This window comes from Comamonas sp. AG1104 (assembly GCF_003350425.1).
GTDB lineage: Bacteria > Pseudomonadota > Gammaproteobacteria > Burkholderiales > Burkholderiaceae_C > Comamonas > Comamonas testosteroni.
Genome location: NZ_QQAS01000001.1, coordinates 756,471 through 774,248, shown reverse-complemented (window position 1 = coordinate 774,248; position 17,778 = coordinate 756,471). Strand labels below are relative to the sequence as shown.

At 58.8% G+C, this 17,778-nt stretch carries 16 protein-coding genes; 11 read left to right on the top strand and 5 right to left on the bottom strand.

Translation table 11 applies throughout. The features are described 5' to 3' along the window. Positions 1-167 precede the first annotated feature (167 nt). The 7 genes from DFO48_RS03355 to DFO48_RS03320 all read left to right on the top strand — a co-directional run bounded on the left by DFO48_RS03355 (position 168) and on the right by DFO48_RS03320 (position 9,302). A complete protein-coding gene (locus tag DFO48_RS03355; protein WP_114862528.1) occupies positions 168-716 on the top strand; it encodes a hypothetical protein in 549 nt (182 codons plus the stop codon). Then, complete coding sequence (mobH, locus tag DFO48_RS03350; RefSeq protein ID WP_114862527.1) at positions 713-3,403, top strand: MobH family relaxase; 2,691 nt, start codon at positions 713-715, stop codon at positions 3,401-3,403. Before DFO48_RS03355 ends, mobH begins: the two co-directional genes overlap by 4 nt. 1 nt (position 3,404) lies before the next feature. Then, positions 3,405-4,502, top strand: a complete 1,098-nt coding sequence (locus tag DFO48_RS03345; protein WP_114862526.1) for a hypothetical protein — start codon at positions 3,405-3,407, stop codon at positions 4,500-4,502. A 2,461-nt stretch (positions 4,503-6,963) separates the two neighbouring features. Beyond that, positions 6,964-7,236: a hypothetical protein gene (locus DFO48_RS03335; RefSeq protein WP_147282723.1), complete on the top strand. Its 273-nt coding sequence runs from the start codon at positions 6,964-6,966 to the stop codon at positions 7,234-7,236. Continuing rightward, entirely contained in the window at positions 7,236-8,048 is an 813-nt protein-coding gene (locus DFO48_RS03330) for a hypothetical protein (RefSeq protein WP_034349620.1), read from the top strand. Before DFO48_RS03335 ends, DFO48_RS03330 begins: the two co-directional genes overlap by 1 nt. Before the next feature lie 164 nt (positions 8,049-8,212). Then, positions 8,213-8,629 (top strand): lactoylglutathione lyase, encoded by a 417-nt coding sequence (gloA, locus tag DFO48_RS03325; protein WP_003079160.1) that lies wholly within the window; start codon positions 8,213-8,215, stop codon positions 8,627-8,629. 145 nt (positions 8,630-8,774) lie between these two features. After that, entirely contained in the window at positions 8,775-9,302 is a 528-nt protein-coding gene (locus tag DFO48_RS03320) for a nuclear transport factor 2 family protein (protein ID WP_114862523.1), read from the top strand. 78 nt (positions 9,303-9,380) lie between these two features. Here the strand turns inward: DFO48_RS03320 and DFO48_RS03315 are convergent, their stop codons facing one another. Beyond that, complete coding sequence (locus tag DFO48_RS03315) at positions 9,381-9,905, bottom strand: OmpA family protein (RefSeq protein ID WP_114862522.1); 525 nt, start codon at positions 9,903-9,905, stop codon at positions 9,381-9,383. A gap of 301 nt (positions 9,906-10,206) precedes the next feature. On the opposite strand from DFO48_RS03315, the gene DFO48_RS03310 reads away from it, so the two are divergent. Next, positions 10,207-10,836: a gamma-glutamylcyclotransferase gene (locus DFO48_RS03310; RefSeq protein ID WP_114862521.1), complete on the top strand. Its 630-nt coding sequence runs from the start codon at positions 10,207-10,209 to the stop codon at positions 10,834-10,836. Positions 10,837-10,938: 102 nt separating this feature from the next. Continuing rightward, positions 10,939-11,550, top strand: coding sequence for a superoxide dismutase family protein (locus tag DFO48_RS03305; protein WP_114862520.1), 612 nt, complete (start codon positions 10,939-10,941; stop codon positions 11,548-11,550). A 142-nt stretch (positions 11,551-11,692) separates the two neighbouring features. Here the strand turns inward: DFO48_RS03305 and DFO48_RS03300 are convergent, their stop codons facing one another. Beyond that, positions 11,693-12,325, bottom strand: a complete 633-nt coding sequence (locus DFO48_RS03300; RefSeq protein WP_199406949.1) for an NTP transferase domain-containing protein — start codon at positions 12,323-12,325, stop codon at positions 11,693-11,695. 34 nt (positions 12,326-12,359) lie between these two features. Between DFO48_RS03300 and pdxH the strand changes: the two genes are divergently transcribed. Together pdxH and DFO48_RS03290 are read left to right on the top strand one after the other, a co-directional pair. Then, positions 12,360-13,007: a pyridoxamine 5'-phosphate oxidase gene (pdxH, locus tag DFO48_RS03295; protein WP_114862518.1), complete on the top strand. Its 648-nt coding sequence runs from the start codon at positions 12,360-12,362 to the stop codon at positions 13,005-13,007. Between the two features lie 143 nt (positions 13,008-13,150). Continuing rightward, positions 13,151-14,230 carry a site-specific integrase gene (locus DFO48_RS03290; protein ID WP_114862517.1) on the top strand — a complete coding sequence of 360 codons (1,080 nt, stop codon included), beginning with the start codon at positions 13,151-13,153 and terminating at the stop codon, positions 14,228-14,230. 61 nt (positions 14,231-14,291) lie between these two features. Here the strand turns inward: DFO48_RS03290 and DFO48_RS03285 are convergent, their stop codons facing one another. From DFO48_RS03285 to msrA, 3 genes are all read right to left on the bottom strand, one after another. Next, entirely contained in the window at positions 14,292-16,427 is a 2,136-nt protein-coding gene (locus DFO48_RS03285; protein WP_114862516.1) for a TonB-dependent receptor domain-containing protein, read from the bottom strand. Positions 16,428-16,587: 160 nt separating this feature from the next. After that, positions 16,588-17,013 carry a hypothetical protein gene (locus DFO48_RS03280; protein WP_114862515.1) on the bottom strand — a complete coding sequence of 142 codons (426 nt, stop codon included), beginning with the start codon at positions 17,011-17,013 and terminating at the stop codon, positions 16,588-16,590. A gap of 172 nt (positions 17,014-17,185) precedes the next feature. After that, complete coding sequence (gene msrA, locus DFO48_RS03275; RefSeq protein WP_114862514.1) at positions 17,186-17,740, bottom strand: peptide-methionine (S)-S-oxide reductase MsrA; 555 nt, start codon at positions 17,738-17,740, stop codon at positions 17,186-17,188. Positions 17,741-17,778 lie beyond the last annotated feature (38 nt).

Here is a 17,778-nt window from a genome sequence, read left to right as displayed (position 1 = left end):
ATCCTGACCAGAAAAGGCAGTGCTGACGGAGAGAGACTCGACGGTATTTGTGTTTATATGTTACTTCGGTAGCATATGTAGCGTGGAAATTCAAGCGAAAAGCCTCCGGTCATCACCACAGGGTTTCGCGCTGACAGGTGAGGGCGCACTAGGTACGGTTGCGCCCCATGGACGACCTCGCCCGCGCACCGCACCTACATAGTCAGCACATCCAGCAGAGAGCCAACAGTGATCCACCATTTCTAGGCAGAGATCCGCTTGATCGTGGCTGCTCGATATTCGCTATCGCAGACAGCCTGCAGCTTTTGGGCCTTGCCAGCAAAACCAATCCGCTCATGCGCTGGTTGGGAAGATTCGAGGGGCTGGAGCAGCATCTGGAAGAGGAGCTTGATCCAATTTTGAGCGTGCGCTCAATCCTGCTGCAGCTGGTTGCTGACCATCCCAAAATGCCGCATGTGCCCAAACCTCAGCAAGTTAAGAATTGGCACAGCTTTGTCATGCGAGTCGTGGCGCAGCCGTTCGTGCAAACATGCGGTGACTGGGGCCGTGACGGCATCGCGTCACGCATCAAATGGGACCCGCTGCAGCAGAGTTTCATGGACTTCCTCGCGCTGGGCCAGCCTGGGGAGGAGCTTTCTATCTGGACTCCCACCGATGGCAAGTCAGCGCGTGCCCAGCACTTCGCTCGAATCCTGCTACAAGAGGAGTGCGCGTGAAGAGTATTGCTTCAAAGTTGCTTGCCATGGTGCCCTGGAGCAAGGCCACGCCCGTGAAGTCTGCGCCTGCAGGCCCGCTGCCGCTGCCCGACGCGCCCGTATCAACGCGGCCTCAAGACCAGCCACTCAAGCCAGACGAGATCCACATCGCGGGCAGTGAGCCCGGATGGTTGCGCGTGCTCAATGCCCAACAGCTGCTGGCCACCGTCCGCGCAGAGCGGGCTATCACCCAGATCTGGAGCCAGTCGCACCAGTCCCAGGCCATTTGGGAGCGGGACCTGCTGCCGGCGATTCGGCGGTACGCCGAGTTCGTGCAGCTCATGCCAGCATCGGAAGCGCACCACCACGCCCACGCAGGGGGCCTGCTGTCGCACACCATCGAAATGCTGCTTGCGGCCATGACCTGGCGCAATGCCCATCTGCTGCCTGGCGGAAGCCAGATCGAGATCGTTGACGCCCAGCGCGATCAGTGGACCTATGTGGTGTTCTTCTGCGCTCTGTTGCATGACATCGCCAAGCCCATGACCGACCTGCGTATCGCATGGCGTCCTGTGGGCGAGGCCGATCCAATCCGTTGGGCACCTGCAGGCGGAAGCCTGTCGCAGATCGCTGGCCAACGCACTGCCGAGTACCTGGTGGACTTCGCGCCCAAGGGGCAGCGCGATTACAGCGCCCATGCCAAGCTGGCCCAGCTTCTGCTACCCCGCATTGCGCCAGAAAGTGCGCTGCGATTCCTGGCGCACACGCCCACAGCCTTGGATGCCCTGGAGCAATACCTCACCGGCCAGGACAAGGACAGTCTCGTCGCCAAGATCGTCAAGCGGGCCGACCAGCTGTCCACGCAGCGCGCCTTGCAAAAAGGCTCCAAGGCCCGATTCGCCACGGCCAAGGCCGTGCCACTCATAGAGCTGCTGATGCAATCCATGAGGACCATGCTCCAAGCTGGCACACAGCTCCCCCTGAATCGCAATGGTGCGGCAGGGTGGGTGTTTGAGGGGGCAATATGGTTCGTGGCCAAGCGCCTCGCCGATACCGTGCGAGAGCATATTCAAGCAAACGAGCCCGATGAAAGCGTGCCTGGCAACGCAAAGAACGACCGGCTGTTCGACACCTGGCAGGACTACGGAGCGATCGAGCTCAACCCGGCCAGCGGCCAGGCCGTCTGGCATGTCACAGTGCACGGTTACGCCGAGGATGGGTCAGAGCAGGGGGCCTACATGCATGACTTTGCCATGCTCAAGTTCCCTCTGGCCAAGCTGTTCAACCACGAGAGCAAGTACCCGGCCGCCATGCGCGGGCGGCTGGAGATCCGCGACCGTCGCAAGGATGGAGCAGGGCAAGACGAACATCAAGCTGCTGCAACTCTCAGTGCATCGGAATCTGCGGCAGCAATCGATGCCAACGCACCAGCAGCTGCGGCATCCTCAGCCCAACCATCCCAAGTTGCGGCAAAGCCTGCGAAGCAACGGCCCCAGGATGCTGCAGAAGCTAAAAAGCATGCCGCCATCATGCGGGAGCCCACTTTCACCAAGCCGCCGAATGCTGCGGCAAAGCCCAGGCCTGCGGCAACCACTGCGGCAGCAGCCAAGCCCACTGCACCAGAAACTCCATCCCAAACTGCGGCAGTCATGGCAGTTAGGGCGCCTACGGCGCCAGTGCAGCAGACCCAAGCTGATACAGCCTACGACGAGTTTGAAGTTGGGGCAGCATCGAGATCCGGCGTGCCCACCCCATTGAAGCTGGACTACGACAGCCTCGACAACGGCGAAGCCGCGTATTTGCTGGGCGACAGCGAGGGCAGCTACTTCCTCGATCCATCCGAATCTGCAACAGCATCGGACAGACCTGGCAAAAAGAACAAGCCGGCCAAGAACCCACAGCCAGCAGAGAAAGGCGCAGCGCCCTTGGAGCAACCATTCCAAGATGCCGCAGCGGTGCCTCCACCAGCTGCGCCTCCTCAGCCCGCCACCTTGCACCAGCCGCCCCAAGCTGCCGCAACTGCGGCCGCAAGGCCGCCTTCTGTCAAACCTGCAGCAGCTGCGCCGCCGCCCACGCCAAGCCCACCGAAGAATCCCGCCCCCGAGCCACGCCATGACCAAGTGCCGCGCTCTCAAAGCGTGAGTGCCGAGTTCAAGCGCATGGCCGCTGAGCTGGACGAGCTCGATGAACTGCCCGTACTCAAGGGACGCTCCGTCACTGCAAGTCCGCCGCCGCCGGCCGCAGCAACACCAGGGCCGGTTCTCCTACTGCAGCCGCTGCCCGACATCGACGCAAACCCCGACAAGCCGCCACCCGAGCCAAGCCCCTTGGCATTGGCTTTCATGCAGTGGGTGCAAATGGGTCTGGTCAATCGCGAGCTCAAGTTCAATGAGACCGGCGCGGCGATTCACTTCGTGGAGGAGGGCATGGCCCTGGTTTCGCCCAAGATTTTCAAGGAGTACGCACGCCATGGCGACCGTGAGGACGGCCACGAGGATCTCACCGTCGACGAGCTCAGCACCAAAACCCAGCGGGAGGTCATCAAGTGTGGCTGGCACCTGCCAGCCGCGAACCGCACAAACATCGTCCGCTATGAGATCCACAGCCGCGGCACGGTTGTGGCCCATCTGTCCTGTGTTGTCCTCACCAGCCCAGGCCGGTGGGTCCAGCCCATCCCCCCCAGCAATCCCGCATTGAAGATGGTTTGATATGAAATCCACCTGCTCAACTGATTACGAGATTGGCGACAACACCGCGCCAGACAAGCGCCTAGAGCTATGGAAATCGCGTAGCTTCTGGTTTCGGCTGCGGCACCGATGGAACGTGCTCAGTGCTTTTGCCGAGGGCAGTTTGACCTGGCACCACGCGAAGCTCGGCCTCAAGTACCCGGATCAAGTCATGTGGCTACAGCGCTGGCCACCGGGCAATGGATTGATGCCAGTCTGCCCAGCCGTCATTGCCGAGCTCGAGCACATCGATCGCACCATGATGGACTCCGACAAGCCCGCGCCACGGGCCGCTGTTTTTTCACTCCACAGCATCGGCCACGATCGCACCCAGTGCAGGAGTTGCGGCGGATCTGGCAGGGCCTTGCCCACGCAATGCCCAGGTCGCCCCATGACCAATGACGAGCGGCAGGCCGTCCTCGAGGGGCTACTCGATTACGTCGATGGCCAATGGCTTGGCCAAGTCATCAAGCAGGCCACAAAGCCGCTTGCCGAAACCTGCAAACTTGAGCCAAAAACGTCTGCCGAAACCTGCAAACTGGATTTGCCGTTTCCTGCACTCTATATACAAGGGTCTTCTATACAAAGAACTACTACTACGTCTCCAAGTGTCGTCGCGCTCGAAGTGGCACCAGCGAGCGAGGCGCAAGTCTTCTCGGAAAACGACTGGGCAGCGAAGTGCGCAGCCTTGTCGGATGCTGCCAATCGAGGCTGTGGCCTGGTGTACGAGACCTACGAGCTGCGCGTCGGAGCCAGCATTGACCTGGCGCTGCAGCAGGTCCCCGAGCTCCTGCGGCCACGTGCCATCGAGATCGCCACTGAGCACGGATACACCACGGCAGAGCAACGTGCACAGACAGAGCGGATGCTGCAGGATGACGGATGCTGCAGCCACGGTCTGGACCCGCATTGCTGTCCGATGGGCTGTGGCGACATTGACTCCGGGGGCGACGAGCTGGACGAGATCGACTTGAGTCCGTGCAAGAAGTGCGGCGACCCATTGGCCGCTCATGGAGGGCCTGGTGCTTGCGAGTTTGTAGCAATCGACTCAATGCCTGAGCCGCCAAAACATGACAGGTGAAACAAAAATGTTTGACAGTTGGCAGCGAAGTCCTTAGAGTCCGTACCGTGCGTCAACGGGAGCTATTTGTAACTCTCGCGGAATTGGTTAAGAGGAAGAGGTAAAAACGTAGTCCCATGGGTCTACTGAAAGCGTTGAAAACTGGAGCTCTAGCGCTCCTATTTTTAGAGCTTTTCTACTAGACACGATGTATATTATGTTAAATATCAAATGCTAGGCTAGTTGCAGCAGTACGCCCTTTCACTGTAAGCATCTAAAGGCTGCGAATGCGAAATGCTGGGTGATGTTTAGAGCACCTTACCCTGCACATTGCCTAGACCTCAAGCCACCCGCCATCAAGAAGTATCGGCGTGGCGGGCAAGCACCTCGCGCCGTTCATTTAGCGCTGTTTTTGGGAGTAACGATGGGGAATTTCTACCATCGACGCCATCGCTTTCAATCATGCAGCGGGCAACTACGCACTAGCCGAATCTCTGAATCGCAAAAACGCCAAGCTTATCAAGCAAATCTTGACCATGGAAAAGGAGCTTGCGAGGCATAAAACCGCATCGGCAAACGCTCCAATTCTCCAAATTGGCTAGCAACCAATGCGAAATTGTCTATCGCGAGCTTTACGTCGCTCTTCACGAATCCAATCCATGGTGTAACCGCCACCGCCAATTCGCCCCAAGGAATCCAGCCAATTCACACGTTCATCTAGAGTCTGGCACTCAGCAGCATTCGCTCTGCCTCCAGTGGGACGAGTTGCGACTGGAACTACTTGCTCAGCGGCAATTGCGTGCGCCCTATCCCGTTGCTGTCTCGCAATTGCTACTTGCTCTTCCCATGAGACATTGGTCGGGACACGCGCAATGCGATCCATAAAGCGCCCGTTAGCTGAGCATGGAGCGCTTTCCCATGTCAGGTTGCCCTGAAAGTCTTTGCAGAGATAAATCTCCCTCGAGCTTGGCCCCCCGCTTGGTTGCGCAATCTGCCGACCACCCTCGCAGGGCGTAGTGCTGTAGGTATTTCCACACCGATAAATCTGGCTTGCGGCTTCGGTACGAGGCTTTTCAGGTACCAAGACTCTTGGAGCAACGACCACGGGCTCTGGCGGAGGCCGAGATGCAGATTGTTGAGGAGCCGTCCGAGGAGGGCCAACTAAAAAGCGCAATATTTCGGACTGGTATCTGTACGCTAGTGCACAAGCCAAAAGCACTGCAACAGTAAGAATGAGCTTTGTGACAAAGCCCATTTCATGTCTCCCACTCGTGAACGGATTATCCCTTTTCCATTCTCCAGGATCGTAGTGTCCCATAACGCCCTCTTCCTCTATGGGCGCAATCATAGAGTACATAGCAAGAGCCCGCCAATCAACTGATATGTAAGTGGTGGCAATTAATGATGAAGGATCCCATTCCAGTCGCGTATTGCAACCACACAATTTCAGAAAACTAATGCGTAGGCTACAAAAATGTTGAAACGCTATACCCTTCTAGTAGGGTTGACTTAGCGAATACCTCTCTTGTTTTTACTGGTTGTGCACAATCCCTGTAATCTGGGTGCAGGCTCAGTGCTAGTTAACCCTGATTAAGGATAGATTAGTTCTGATCCAAAACAGCACCCACGTTTATATTCATCCATCAAAGGAAAGAAAGTGCAGCGTTATGCAAATCACGGCGGGGACTCTGGGGTCATCAGCTATGAAGTCGCTCCAGGGCAAATCACTGTTCAATTTAAAGACGGGACACTATACCTGTATAACTCTCTTCGACCCGGTGCAGTAGCAGTTTCAAAGATGCAGCGTCTTGCTCAGGCTGGCGTGGGTTTGAATAGCTACATTAGCCGCGAAATTCGGAAAAATTTCGCACAAAAGCTGCGCTAAACCTCTCTAGTAAGCAGACATACACCGACGGTTGTCGGCTTGCCAGAAGCGCGCCACGCGAGCTTGTACCGCGCCTTGCGAGTGGTGCCGTGATCGCGTGATTCATTTTCGGCCGGCATTGCCTGATTAACGGGTAAACATCAGGGGCGCGGCCCCGCTACCTCCGTCAATCAGCCACTGGATCGGCAGCTTTTTGAATGGCTCGTTTTCTGGCGCTGGAAGCTTGATGCGAACCGGAGTGACCAGTGCTGAAATGTCGCCGCCTTCAAACGTCATCACCTTGAGGGGGCGCGAACTTGGATTCGCAGAACTCAACTGGCCGACCGGAATGGCTTTAGCAGGTGCGTGTTTTGGCGGTCTTTGTGCAGCCTGCCACCCTACTCGGCTCGGCTGCATTGGCGAGCATGGCCACGCTCGCGACGGACATGCTGAGAATCAATGCCGGTGGCTCGGTCCACACCCCAGAAGAACTGGACCGTGTTCGCGCTCTGCTGGCGCTGGCCGAATGAGATCAGCAACACATAGTGTCGGCTAGCCAGAGCCATTCAGAAATGACCAACACCTGTCCTTTTCTTTCGTATGTGGCAAACTATGACCATGTCTAAAGCACACACACTCACCAAAGCGAAAACGGGCACGATCCCCGCAGGCGGTCGTGTGGTTACTCAATCTGCTGACAAAAGCACATCCAAAGAGGTGATCGCGCGCAGCTTTGAGAAGAAAATGGCCGCCGCGCGTAAGGCGTCCGTCAACAGCCATCTTGGCTTCGTTGTTCCCAAACTGACAGGCCATGAGGCATTGCACTTCATGCGCAGCGTTGGCGGCTTCGCCTTGTCTAGCAAAGTAAAGACTTCCAAGCCCAAGTCCTGATGGGCCAGATCCTCATTGCGTATCACGGCACCGATGCGACAGTCCGTGATGCACTGGTATCACGACGCACTAGCCCTGTACCTTCGTCCAACCCATATGATTGGCTCTATGACGGAATGTACTTTTTCGAAGGCGACTCAGCCCGCGCCTTGAAGCTTGCTACAGCCTCCAGCAAGCGGCCTCAACACAAGCTCACACGCAACCCTATAGCTACGCCAGCTGTTGTTGGGGCAATTATTGAGATTGATCGCCTGTTCGACCTGACCACGCAGAGCGGGATTGAAAACTTCACCCTCGCTGCGGAACTCATGGTCAAGGCCTATGAAGTCGATGGCAAAGAGCCGCCCAAGAATAGGCCTTCATTTCCGGGTGACACCGAAAATCTTCACCGTGCCTTCGACCGAGAAGTGTGCAAGATGGTTCATGCCTTGCGCAGACATGCAAATACCGAGGCGATCGCTCTGGCGGCTCAGTTATCTCAGTTGCTGGGGCTAAATGAGAGCGGTTCATCCTCGTTGACTGCATCGCAGCTGAAGCAACTCGGAGAAGCCACCCTGCAGATTGTCAATACAGCACCGTTTCAAGCTTCGAGGGGTGCCTTTGAACAAGGCAAGCAAGTTGACCCATCGAGCGCAATATACGATGACACACACCTCCAGCTCGCGGTGCACGATCTTTCATCCATCAAGGGCTGGTTCCTGTGCCCCGGGGACAAGCTGCTGACCCCGGATGAGTTCAGCGCTGCCGAGGATGCCTTGAATGCTGCTAAAGCACTGCGCACAGCCCAGAAACCCCGTACACGCGCCTCCTGATTACGCCATGCGTTCTCTCCTTGCTTTTGCTCTCGCCCTTTTCGTCTTCTAAGCGGCTTCAACCTCGCAGCGCGGCTGCAAGTCCACGAGCAGGCCAAATTTATCGACAAGAGCTGCCAAGCCTATGCATACGCAGCTCCGAACCTGCTGGCAAAATGGTGACCATGCGATTCCTCCACACGATGTTGCGCGTTGGCAATCTCCAGCGCTCTATTGACTTCTACACCAACGTCATCGGCATGCAACTGCTGCGCAAGTCCGAGAACCCCGAGTACAAGTACTCGTTGGCCTTTCTTGGCTTCGAAGGTGGTAACCCGGGTCAGGCGGAAATTGAGCTGACTTATAACTGGGGAACCGAGAGCTATGACATGGGCACGGCTTACGGTCATATTGCCCTGGGTGTGCCCGATGCCTATGCAGCCTGCGAGAAGATCAAGGCGGCCGGCGGTAATGTGACCCGTGAAGCAGGTCCCGTCAAAGGCGGCAGTACCGTGATTGCTTTTGTGACGGATCCCGACGGCTACAAGATTGAACTGATTCAACGCAAAGACGACCTGGGCACCGGCACCGGTCTGCGCTGATTCTTTTTCTCCAGATTCCTGGATCGAGCGGCACATGAGTGCCGCTTTTTTTGCCTGAACGACCTACCTATCGTCCAAACATGGGTTTGCAGGCATTGGCCGGCATTCCAGACTCGGTACTCCAACACCAATCAGGAGACAGGCAATGAGTGACTCGGTTCTGGAGCAGCTCCAGCAGCGTTTGCAGCATCTTGAGGATATTCAGTCGATACAGGCTTTGAAGGCTCGGTACTTGCGAGCCTGTGATCAGAAGCAGCCGAATGCCATGCGTGAGTGCTTTGTGGAGCATGGTGCAGTCATCGAAGCCGATGGTTTTCCGTCTTTTACGGATCGAGAAGAATGGGTTGAAACCTTCACCAGACTGGCAGTTGCCAATCCGTCCATCCAGGACATGCACCACGGCCACAACCCTCAGATCAGCTTTACGGGAGCTGATAGTGCAAAAGGCTTGTGGGATCTGGAGTTCTGCCAGGTCAATGTCAAGGAACGCACCATCGTCAACCTCTCAGGTCAGTACAGCGATGAGTACGAGCGCATCAACGGGTGCTGGCAGATCCGTTCCATGCGCTTTGCGCGGAGATCGTTTGTCATGCGCCAGGTCGATGCGACAGGTATTGAAAGAGTCATTGCCCTGGGCAAGCCTCCAGCAGCTGGATTCATTGAAAACAACTGATCCTTGCTCTGCTGCAAATACCAAAAAGCCCGATACAGCGAATGCCATATCGGGCTTTGTGCAAGAGAACTGGGTTTATCAGTCGGCCAGAATCACTTCCACACGGCGAGCTTCGGCATTGGAGCCGTCGGCCTGAGATTGCTCGGGCTTCTTCAGCTCGACCTTGTCTTCTGCCACGCCCAGTGCCACCAAAGCGGCCTGGACCGCTTGCGCACGCTGCTTGGCCAGCTCGGCATTGATTTCAGCACTGCCGGTTGCATCATGGAAGCCGGAGATCACGGCGCGCTTGCCTTCGGCCACGCCCCTGACCACGTCGCTCAGCGCTTCGTTGGCGCCAGCGGCCACTTCCGCCTTGCCCGAGACAAAGTAGAACTTGACCACACCGTTTTCCACGATCACGCGGGCAGCCTCTTCAACCACCACCACAGGCACGTTGGTCGCGCTGGGTGCGGACGCGGCGGCTTCAGCCTTGGGAGCATGGGAAATGCCACGCTTGTAGACGACGGTGCCGACGACGGTGGAGACAACCAGAGCGATCAGGGCAAACAGAAAACCCAGGGCAAAGCGTTGTTGGCTATCGTCGTCAGAGCTGTTGAAGGACATGAATGAAATCTCCGTATTTGCGGGTGATTATGAAAGTACGAAACCTGTATTCATGACACTTTGCGGCCCGACTACATGCTTCGGGCTGACAAAGCGACAAAACCACGCATTCTAGAGGTTTGCCGTGAAACGCCCTAACGGCTGCCTTCACGGCAATCGCAAAAAAGATTCAAATTTCAGCTGCTTCAGAGCGGGAAAGCGTTGCTTTTACGCCTTCGTGCGTGCACAGGTACACCGATGGCGCGTCCGCGCGTTATATATCAAAGTCAATTCAGCTCTGAATCCGGTTTGAGGAGTTCCCATGTCCGCCCTGCCCTTGTTGAACCATTCCATGCGCGATGCTGACCAGATGCTAGAGCGGGCTCTGGCGCAGTGGGGAGGTGACGAGGATTTGTGGATTTTTGGTTATGGCTCCCTGATCTGGCGCCCCGAATTTGACTTCAGCGAACGCCGTTCGGCCCATGTTCATGGCTGGCATCGTGCTCTCAAAATGTGGAGCACCATCAACCGTGGCACGCCCCAGGTGCCAGGCCTGGTGTTTGGCATGCTCTCGGGCGGCAGTTGCCAAGGCATGGCCTTCCGTATTCCTCGAAACCAGGGCGATACCGTCATGCGCAAGCTCTGGCTGCGTGAGATGCCCAATGCCGTCTATGACCCGCGCTGGCTGCCTTGCCGCACCCCGCATGGGGCTGTGAAGGCCCTCGCATTCACGCTCTCGCGCCAAAGCCCGCACCATACCGGCGAGCTGGCGCCGGATGAATACCGGCGCATCTTCTCTGAGGCCCAGGGCATATACGGCACGACACTGGACTACGCCCAGGCCACTTTTGACGAGCTGCAACGGCTGGGCATCGACGACAAGGCGCTCAAGCGCCTGCTGGCCTATGCGGACTTCCAGCAAGCCAAGTGCTCAGCTCTTGCTGCTATTTGAAACGTAGCTAACATCGCTCTGCTGTATTGGGCTACAAGGCAAAAATGCTTGAAATTCTGACGATCCGGGGCACAATGGCCTTTTGATTTCGGAAAGACTGCCATGCTCCCTAACCGTGTTGCCGCCCTCTTTTCGCGCCCAGCCTGGACAGGTCTGGCGCTTGCTGCAAGCCTGGCCGTGACGGCCTGCTCCACGACCAGCAACACGGCCGCGCCCTCTTCTTCGGAGACAGCCCCTACAGCAACTCCCAGCAAAGGCGTGCAATCGATTGCACGTCTGGAAGCCACCAAGGGCAGCCAGGTAACGGGCACGGTGCAGTTCTTCCCACAGCCAGATGGCAGCGTTCGAGTACAGGGCCGCGTGGAAGGACTGGCGCCGAACAGCGAGCATGGCTTTCACGTCCATGAAAAAGGCGATTGCTCCAGCGGTGACGGCTTGAGCGCCGGCGGCCACTTCAACCCTGGACAACAGGCGCATGGCAAATTCGGCGACAGCAAGGCCCATCACATCGGTGACCTGCCCAGCCTTGACGCCGATACCCAGGGCGTGGCAACTATCGATTTTGTGAGCAAGGAGTTCAAACTGGACAGAGGAGGCCACGGCATTCTGGGTCGGTCGCTGATCGTGCACAACGATCCGGATGACTACACGACCCAGCCTACCGGCAATTCAGGCGCGCGCCTGGCTTGTGCCGTAATCGAGCGCGGCGCGTAAAGCCGTCGCTCTCGCATGGAAAGAGCCGCGAACGCGCGCCAGCAAGACAAGGTCTGATGGTCGACCAAGCCTTGACCGAGACACAGCGACAAACCTGGACGAGCTCGGCAAAGTCAATGGTTGTCGAGTCCTAGCCCCTCCTTCAGGGGCTTTTTGACGACCATGAATTGCGGTCATGCCAGATCTTGCGCGCTTCCTCCAAGGCCTGCACGGTGTCCACATCGAGCACACAGCCTATGTCGTCGCAGTCCCAGCGTTGCAGACGCTGATTCTCCGCCGCATTGCGCACGATGGAGGCCGCGCCCTGATCGCCGCTCAGCAGGGCGAGTGCCTGAGCTGCCGCCCGGCTAAAAGCCACTGGATGGCCCTTCCGCCCCTGGTAGAAGGGTTGAATCACATGCAGCTCACGGCTATCCAGCCGCGTTAGCTGCAAGGCCAACTCGTGTAGCGTAGCGGCCTGAACCAAAGGCAAATCTGCTGGCAGGATCAGCCAGCCTTTGGCGCCGGCTGTGGCCTTGACGGCAGCCGCAATGCTGTCGCCCATGCCGGGATGCGGCCCGCATTCCAGATGCCATGGAAGGCCAGAGGCCTGCACTGCAGCCAGAGTAGTTTGCAAAACGGTTTGCTGGCCCAGCATGGCCTGGAGCTTGTGGCTGGAGCCGCCCGATGCGAGAAAGCGCTCTCCCCTGCCCGCAGCGAGAACCAGCACACAAGGCCGGTCCGGATCGACCATGGGAACGGGCAAAACTTCTTGATTCATATTGCTGTCGAGCATAACGCCGGCTTTGGCTGCGCGGCACAATGTGAACATGAGCAGCCTATCTTCATCCATTGCCGATCTGCGCAAAAGCTATGAACGCGCAGAGCTGAGCGAATCCGCTTCCAACCAGAATCCCCTGCAGCAGTTCGACCAATGGCTGCAGGAAGCCGTGAGAGCCCAGGTACCCGAGCCCAATGCCATGACTGTGGCGACCGTGAGCGGCGACCTGCGACCCAGCACGCGCATCGTGCTGATCAAAGGCTATGACGAGCGTGGCATCGTCTGGTACACCAACTACGAGAGCCGAAAGGGTCAGCAACTGGCGGGCAATCCATTCGCTGCCCTGCAATTTCACTGGGTGGAGCTGGAGCGTGTGGTGCGCATCGAAGGCCGTGTGGAAAAAGTCAGCGCCGAGGAAAGCGATGCCTATTTTGCCAGCCGCCCGCTGGATTCCAGGATCGGGGCATGGGCCAGCCCACAAAGCCAGGTCATCAGCGGTCGCAGCGTGCTGGTGGCCAATGCCGCCAAATACAGTGCGCAGTTTTTGCTCAATCCTCCCCGGCCTCCCCACTGGGGCGGTTTTCGTCTGGTGCCCGAGCGCTGGGAATTCTGGCAGGGGCGCAAGAGCCGGCTGCATGACCGCCTGAGCTACCGCCAGGAAGGTCAGCACTGGATTCGTGAGCGACTGGCGCCCTGAGTTTTGATGGGTCCTTCATGAGAATGTGAGGGCGCTGCGACAGAAAGCGCCCTCTTCGCTGTTTACTTCAGGCTTGTGGTTAAGTGAATATATTTTTGTGGGTAGCAATAACCAATTCATGTAAGTTACATTAAACTCATCACATGCAAGACAGAAACATTCCGGATCAGCAGCCTCCAGATCCATCCACACTGCCAACCGGAAGCCAGCTGTTTCGCGACTGGCTCGAGCATGAGGGCAGCAAGAGCTGGGATGCGCTGGACACCTCTCCAGACGGTAACTATGAAAAGGTCTGGCAGGCCTGGTTGATGCATCTGTCCGGACAGGTTGCTATCGTCGACAAAAAGCGCCCTGCCCGCAGGCCGCGTTCTTCAAAGTCCTGGCATCAGGCAACCGAGCTGGATGTGCAGAGCTTCTTGCAGATACGCGACGGCCAACGTGCGCACCACCACCCCGAGCGCAAGATCAGTCCGGTCACCCGCCGCCGCTACTGGCGGCTGCTGGAGCGTATCTACGACCATGCGATGGAGCACGGCTGGATCAGCGCCAACCCCGCAACCGGTCTTGAACCAGCCGAACGCCCCCCCTCGGAAGACGGCAAGGGCCATTGCCTGCCTCCCCTGCTCTGGCAGTCACTGCCAAGGCACTTTCCCAGCGCCGACGGTTATCAGGACGCACGCGACCGCGCCATTGTGCTGCTGCTCTACGAGCTGGCTCTGGCCCCCGAAGAGGTGCGCTGCCTGCTATGGAAGAACCTGCTTTCAAACGCAAATCAGGTCTGGGTTGGCAGCTCGGAGAGCATTGCGAATGGAGAGTCACCCCTGCCCCGCTATCTGCAGATAGAAGGCGGCAGAAATGCTCAGCAAAGGCTGCTTGAGCTGCCCGACTCTGTGGCCCAGGCCTTGCAAAGCTGGAGAAGATTCAGCGCCGCACAGCGCGGGCCGTCGGTGATCGACGGCAACCATATCGTTTTCTATTCGCGCCGTGGCGGCGAGTTGTCGGTACGCATGCTGTTCCATGTGGCCTCGCAGATCATTCAGCGCGCTCACAATGCCCAGCCCGAGGACAGCCAGAAATTTCCGCTGCAGCGCGTGGGGCCGCAGGTCTTGCGCAACACGGCCATCGTGCAATGGCTGCGCGCCGGCGTGCCCGAATCGGAAGTGATTGCAAGGATAGGCGTGGACAGCACTCGTTCCCTGCGCCATCTGCAGCACTATCTATAGCCATGGCATCCAGCCCAGGGCAAACCTGGGCTGGATGTCATTTAGCTCACAAAGAGCTGCTTCAGAAGTCCATTCTCAGACCGACCACCAGATTACGACCCGTCAAAGGTGCAGCACTCTTGATGAACGAGGTTGCAGCGTAGGCCAGACGGTTGGTGAGGTTCTGGCCCTTGACATAGAACTGCCACTGGTTGCCACCACTTTTCCAGAGGTAGCTGGCGCCCAGGTTCAGCATGCCATAGCCCGGCGTCTGGGTTTCGTACTGGGCCGTGCGATTCTGGCGCAGCACCTGGGTCCATTCAGCCATGGTGTCCCAGCCGGCCAGACGCGCGTTCACACGCAAGCCGGCACGCAATGCCGGAATGCGTGGCAGCGCAGAGCCGTCTTCCAGACGCGCACGCACGCCGTCGCCAAACACACTCAGGCTCAACTCGCGACTCAGGCGCTGGCTCAGTTGGGCCTCCCAGCCCGTAAAGCGCGCATTGCCCTGGGTGTATTGCAGCAGCTGCAGCCCTTCGTGGGCATCCAGCGTGGCGCCGTAGATATAGCCCTTGATGCGGTAGTGATAGGCATTGAGCTTCCAGGTCGTATCACCGGCCGTCTTGGCCATGCCCAGGTCCAGCGCCTGCGAGCGCTCGCGGGACAGATTGGGATTGCCGATCTCGTAGGTTGCCGTGGCCATGTGCAGACCGTTGGCAAACAGCTCTTCGGCCGTCGGCATGCGGCTGCCGCTGGTGAACGAAGCCGATGCACTGTAGCCGGGCTGGAACTTCCAGACCGTGCCCAGCGACGCCGAAGTGGCACTATGGCTGCGACGCTCGTTGCTCAACTCTGCCTCCACACGCTGGCGGTCGTGACGCAAGGCCCCTTGAAAGCTCCAATCCTGCCAGCGGTATTCCTCCAGCAGATAGAGGCTGTGGCGCTGGGTATCCGTGGGCTGCACATAGGCCTCTTCGCCCGTGGCGCTGAAGCGGCGCTTGAGGGTCTGCAGACCCAGCGTGCCACGCCAGCCGGCGATGGGTTCATGCTCCATCTCCAGGCGCAGGTCATGGGCCTTGTTTCTGAACTGGGTAGCCACGCTGCCGTCCTCGATCTCGTCGTGACGGTAATTGGTCAGGCCACCGCGCAGACGCAGCGCGGCAATGCCGGCGGTGGGCTTGCGCCACTCGCCACGCAGATCCCAGCGCTCGCTGGTCAGATCGACCACGGGCACGCTGCCGCCTTCCTCGTGATCATGGTCGTGGTCGTGCCCGTCATGGGAGCCGCAGTGCAGGTGATCACCATGTGCGTGGCAGCCTTCGAAGCTGTGCTGATGGCCGGGCAAGCCGTATTTGGCCTGCTGGCGCGTGTAGGCCAGGCCCAGATAGCCCTGATTGCCAACCCAGGAAAGACCCACGCTGCCCGTGTTGCCGCGGCTGAAGCTGCCCGGAACCTTGCTCTGGCCCCAGCCGCTGCCTACGCGATAGTCTCCCGCGTTGCGCGCCACTCCTTCGGCATGCAGCACCAACTGGCCGTTATCGTTCTTCAGCGGTGTGGCCGTGGTCAGGGAGAACGCACCTGCCGACATGCCTGCAGCTGTGCCAGCCTGCACCTCGGCCGAACCTTCCAGGCCCTTCTCGGGCGCCTGGGTCGGAATCTTGCCGTCCAGCACATTCACCACGCCACCCATGGCGCCAGGGCTGTAAAGCAAGGCCGAAGGGCCGCGCAGCACTTCGATCTGCCGGGCCAGCAAAGGCTCGGTGGTCACCGCATGGTCGGGGCTGACGGTCGATGCGTCGAGCAACTCCGAGCCATCGCTGAGCACGGAGACCCGCGCACCATCCATACCGCGAATCACCGGGCGGCTGGCTCCCGCACCGAAATGGCTGGCATTGATGCCGGGCTCGGCCGCCAGGGTCTCGCCCAGGGTTGCAGCGCGGCGCAGGCGCAGCTCCTCTTCGCCGAGCACCTGAACGGGCGTAGCCATATCGCCGGCGGCCATGCCGGTCGCCGAAACGGTCACCTCAGCCAGGCTGGACTCCTGCTTGGCCGCATCGGACTGCGCAAAGGCCAGGGGTGAACAGGCCAGCAGGCCCAGGCCTGTGCCCAGGGCCAGTCCGCGCCCTGCCGGCTGCAGCGCCTCGATGGCGCGGGCCAGAGCCGACTTGGGAGAGCGGCGCAAGGAATGGGCTGAAGAATTCGAAAAACGTTGAGACATCTCAGTTCCACAAACAACCGTGCGCACGCAGACGATCAAAGAAAGTACGCACGGATATTCAATAAAAACAGCCTTAATCGCTTATCTATAAAGCGCTTATAGCTATCAATTCTGAAGTTTCTGGCCTGGGCGGCAAGCCATGCCGCAGTATGGCTCTTACCTAGGCCAGGGAGCTGAGAGACAGAGGGGGCGCGCGTGCAGCCAGCGGCGCTGCAATAAAGACGGATCTGGGCGCGGGAGCAAAAGGCCGGGGGATGAAGCTGTCGGGTGGCGGCGCACTGAAAGCAAGCACGGCCACAGGTCCGGCATAGCCGTGATTGGCCTGGTCCAGCAGCTGGCATTCTGCCGGTCCATGACCGGCAAACAGCGCATGCACCCAGGACAGGTCCGAGGCGCAGTTGCTGCGGTCGGCCTGGCAATCTCCCGCCACTTCGGCAGAGGCTGCCGATAGCGTGGGTGCCGCATGGCTGTGCGCCGCATAGATCTTGCCCCCGGGCGAGCTGCCCAGGTGAACAGCACGGTGCATCTGGCCCAGCGTCGGCCCCAGCACCATGGCCAGGGCCAGCAGGCCCATCAGCCAGCGCATCACCCAGATTTCGCGCAGACACAGACGACCGTCAGCACGGGCTGAGCGGGTGGGTCGACGCAGATGGGAGTGAAGTGACACGTTATGGAGCTAGTTCGGCCTCGGACGGTGCGAAAGCGGCCAAGGGTTGCAGAGTGTATCTGCACTCCGGGCCATACGCTGACAGACTGGCTTATTCCTTGAGCCAGCGTGAAAACGCTTTCTGGAACTTCTGCACCTTGGGGCCCACCACGAAAGCGCAGTACCCCTGGCCGGGGTGCTGCAGAAAATAGTCCTGGTGATAGTCTTCGGCAGGCCAGTAATTGGTCAGGGGCTCGATCTGAGTGACCATGGGCGCATCAAATGCTTTTTCGTTCTGCATTTCCTGCAGCAATGCCTGTGCCTCGGCCGTTTGCTGCGCGTCGGTGGTGAAGATCGCGCTGCGGTACTGCGTGCCCACGTCGTTGCCCTGGCGGTTCAGTGTGGTCGGATCATGGGTGCCGAAGAAGATCAGCAACACATCGCGCAGGCTGATGACCGCAGGGTCGAACTCAAGCTTGACCACCTCGGCATGGCCGGTCTGTCCGGTACAGATATCGTCGTAGCTGGGATGATCCAGGTGGCCATTGGCATAGCCGCTCTGCACATCGACAATGCCGCGCACACGGTCGAATACGGCTTCAGTGCACCAAAAGCAACCTCCGCCGAGGTAGATGGTTTGTTGACTTAAGTTATTGATTTCATTCATAATGCTTTTAAATTCCTTTCTGAAATTTCACAACTTTT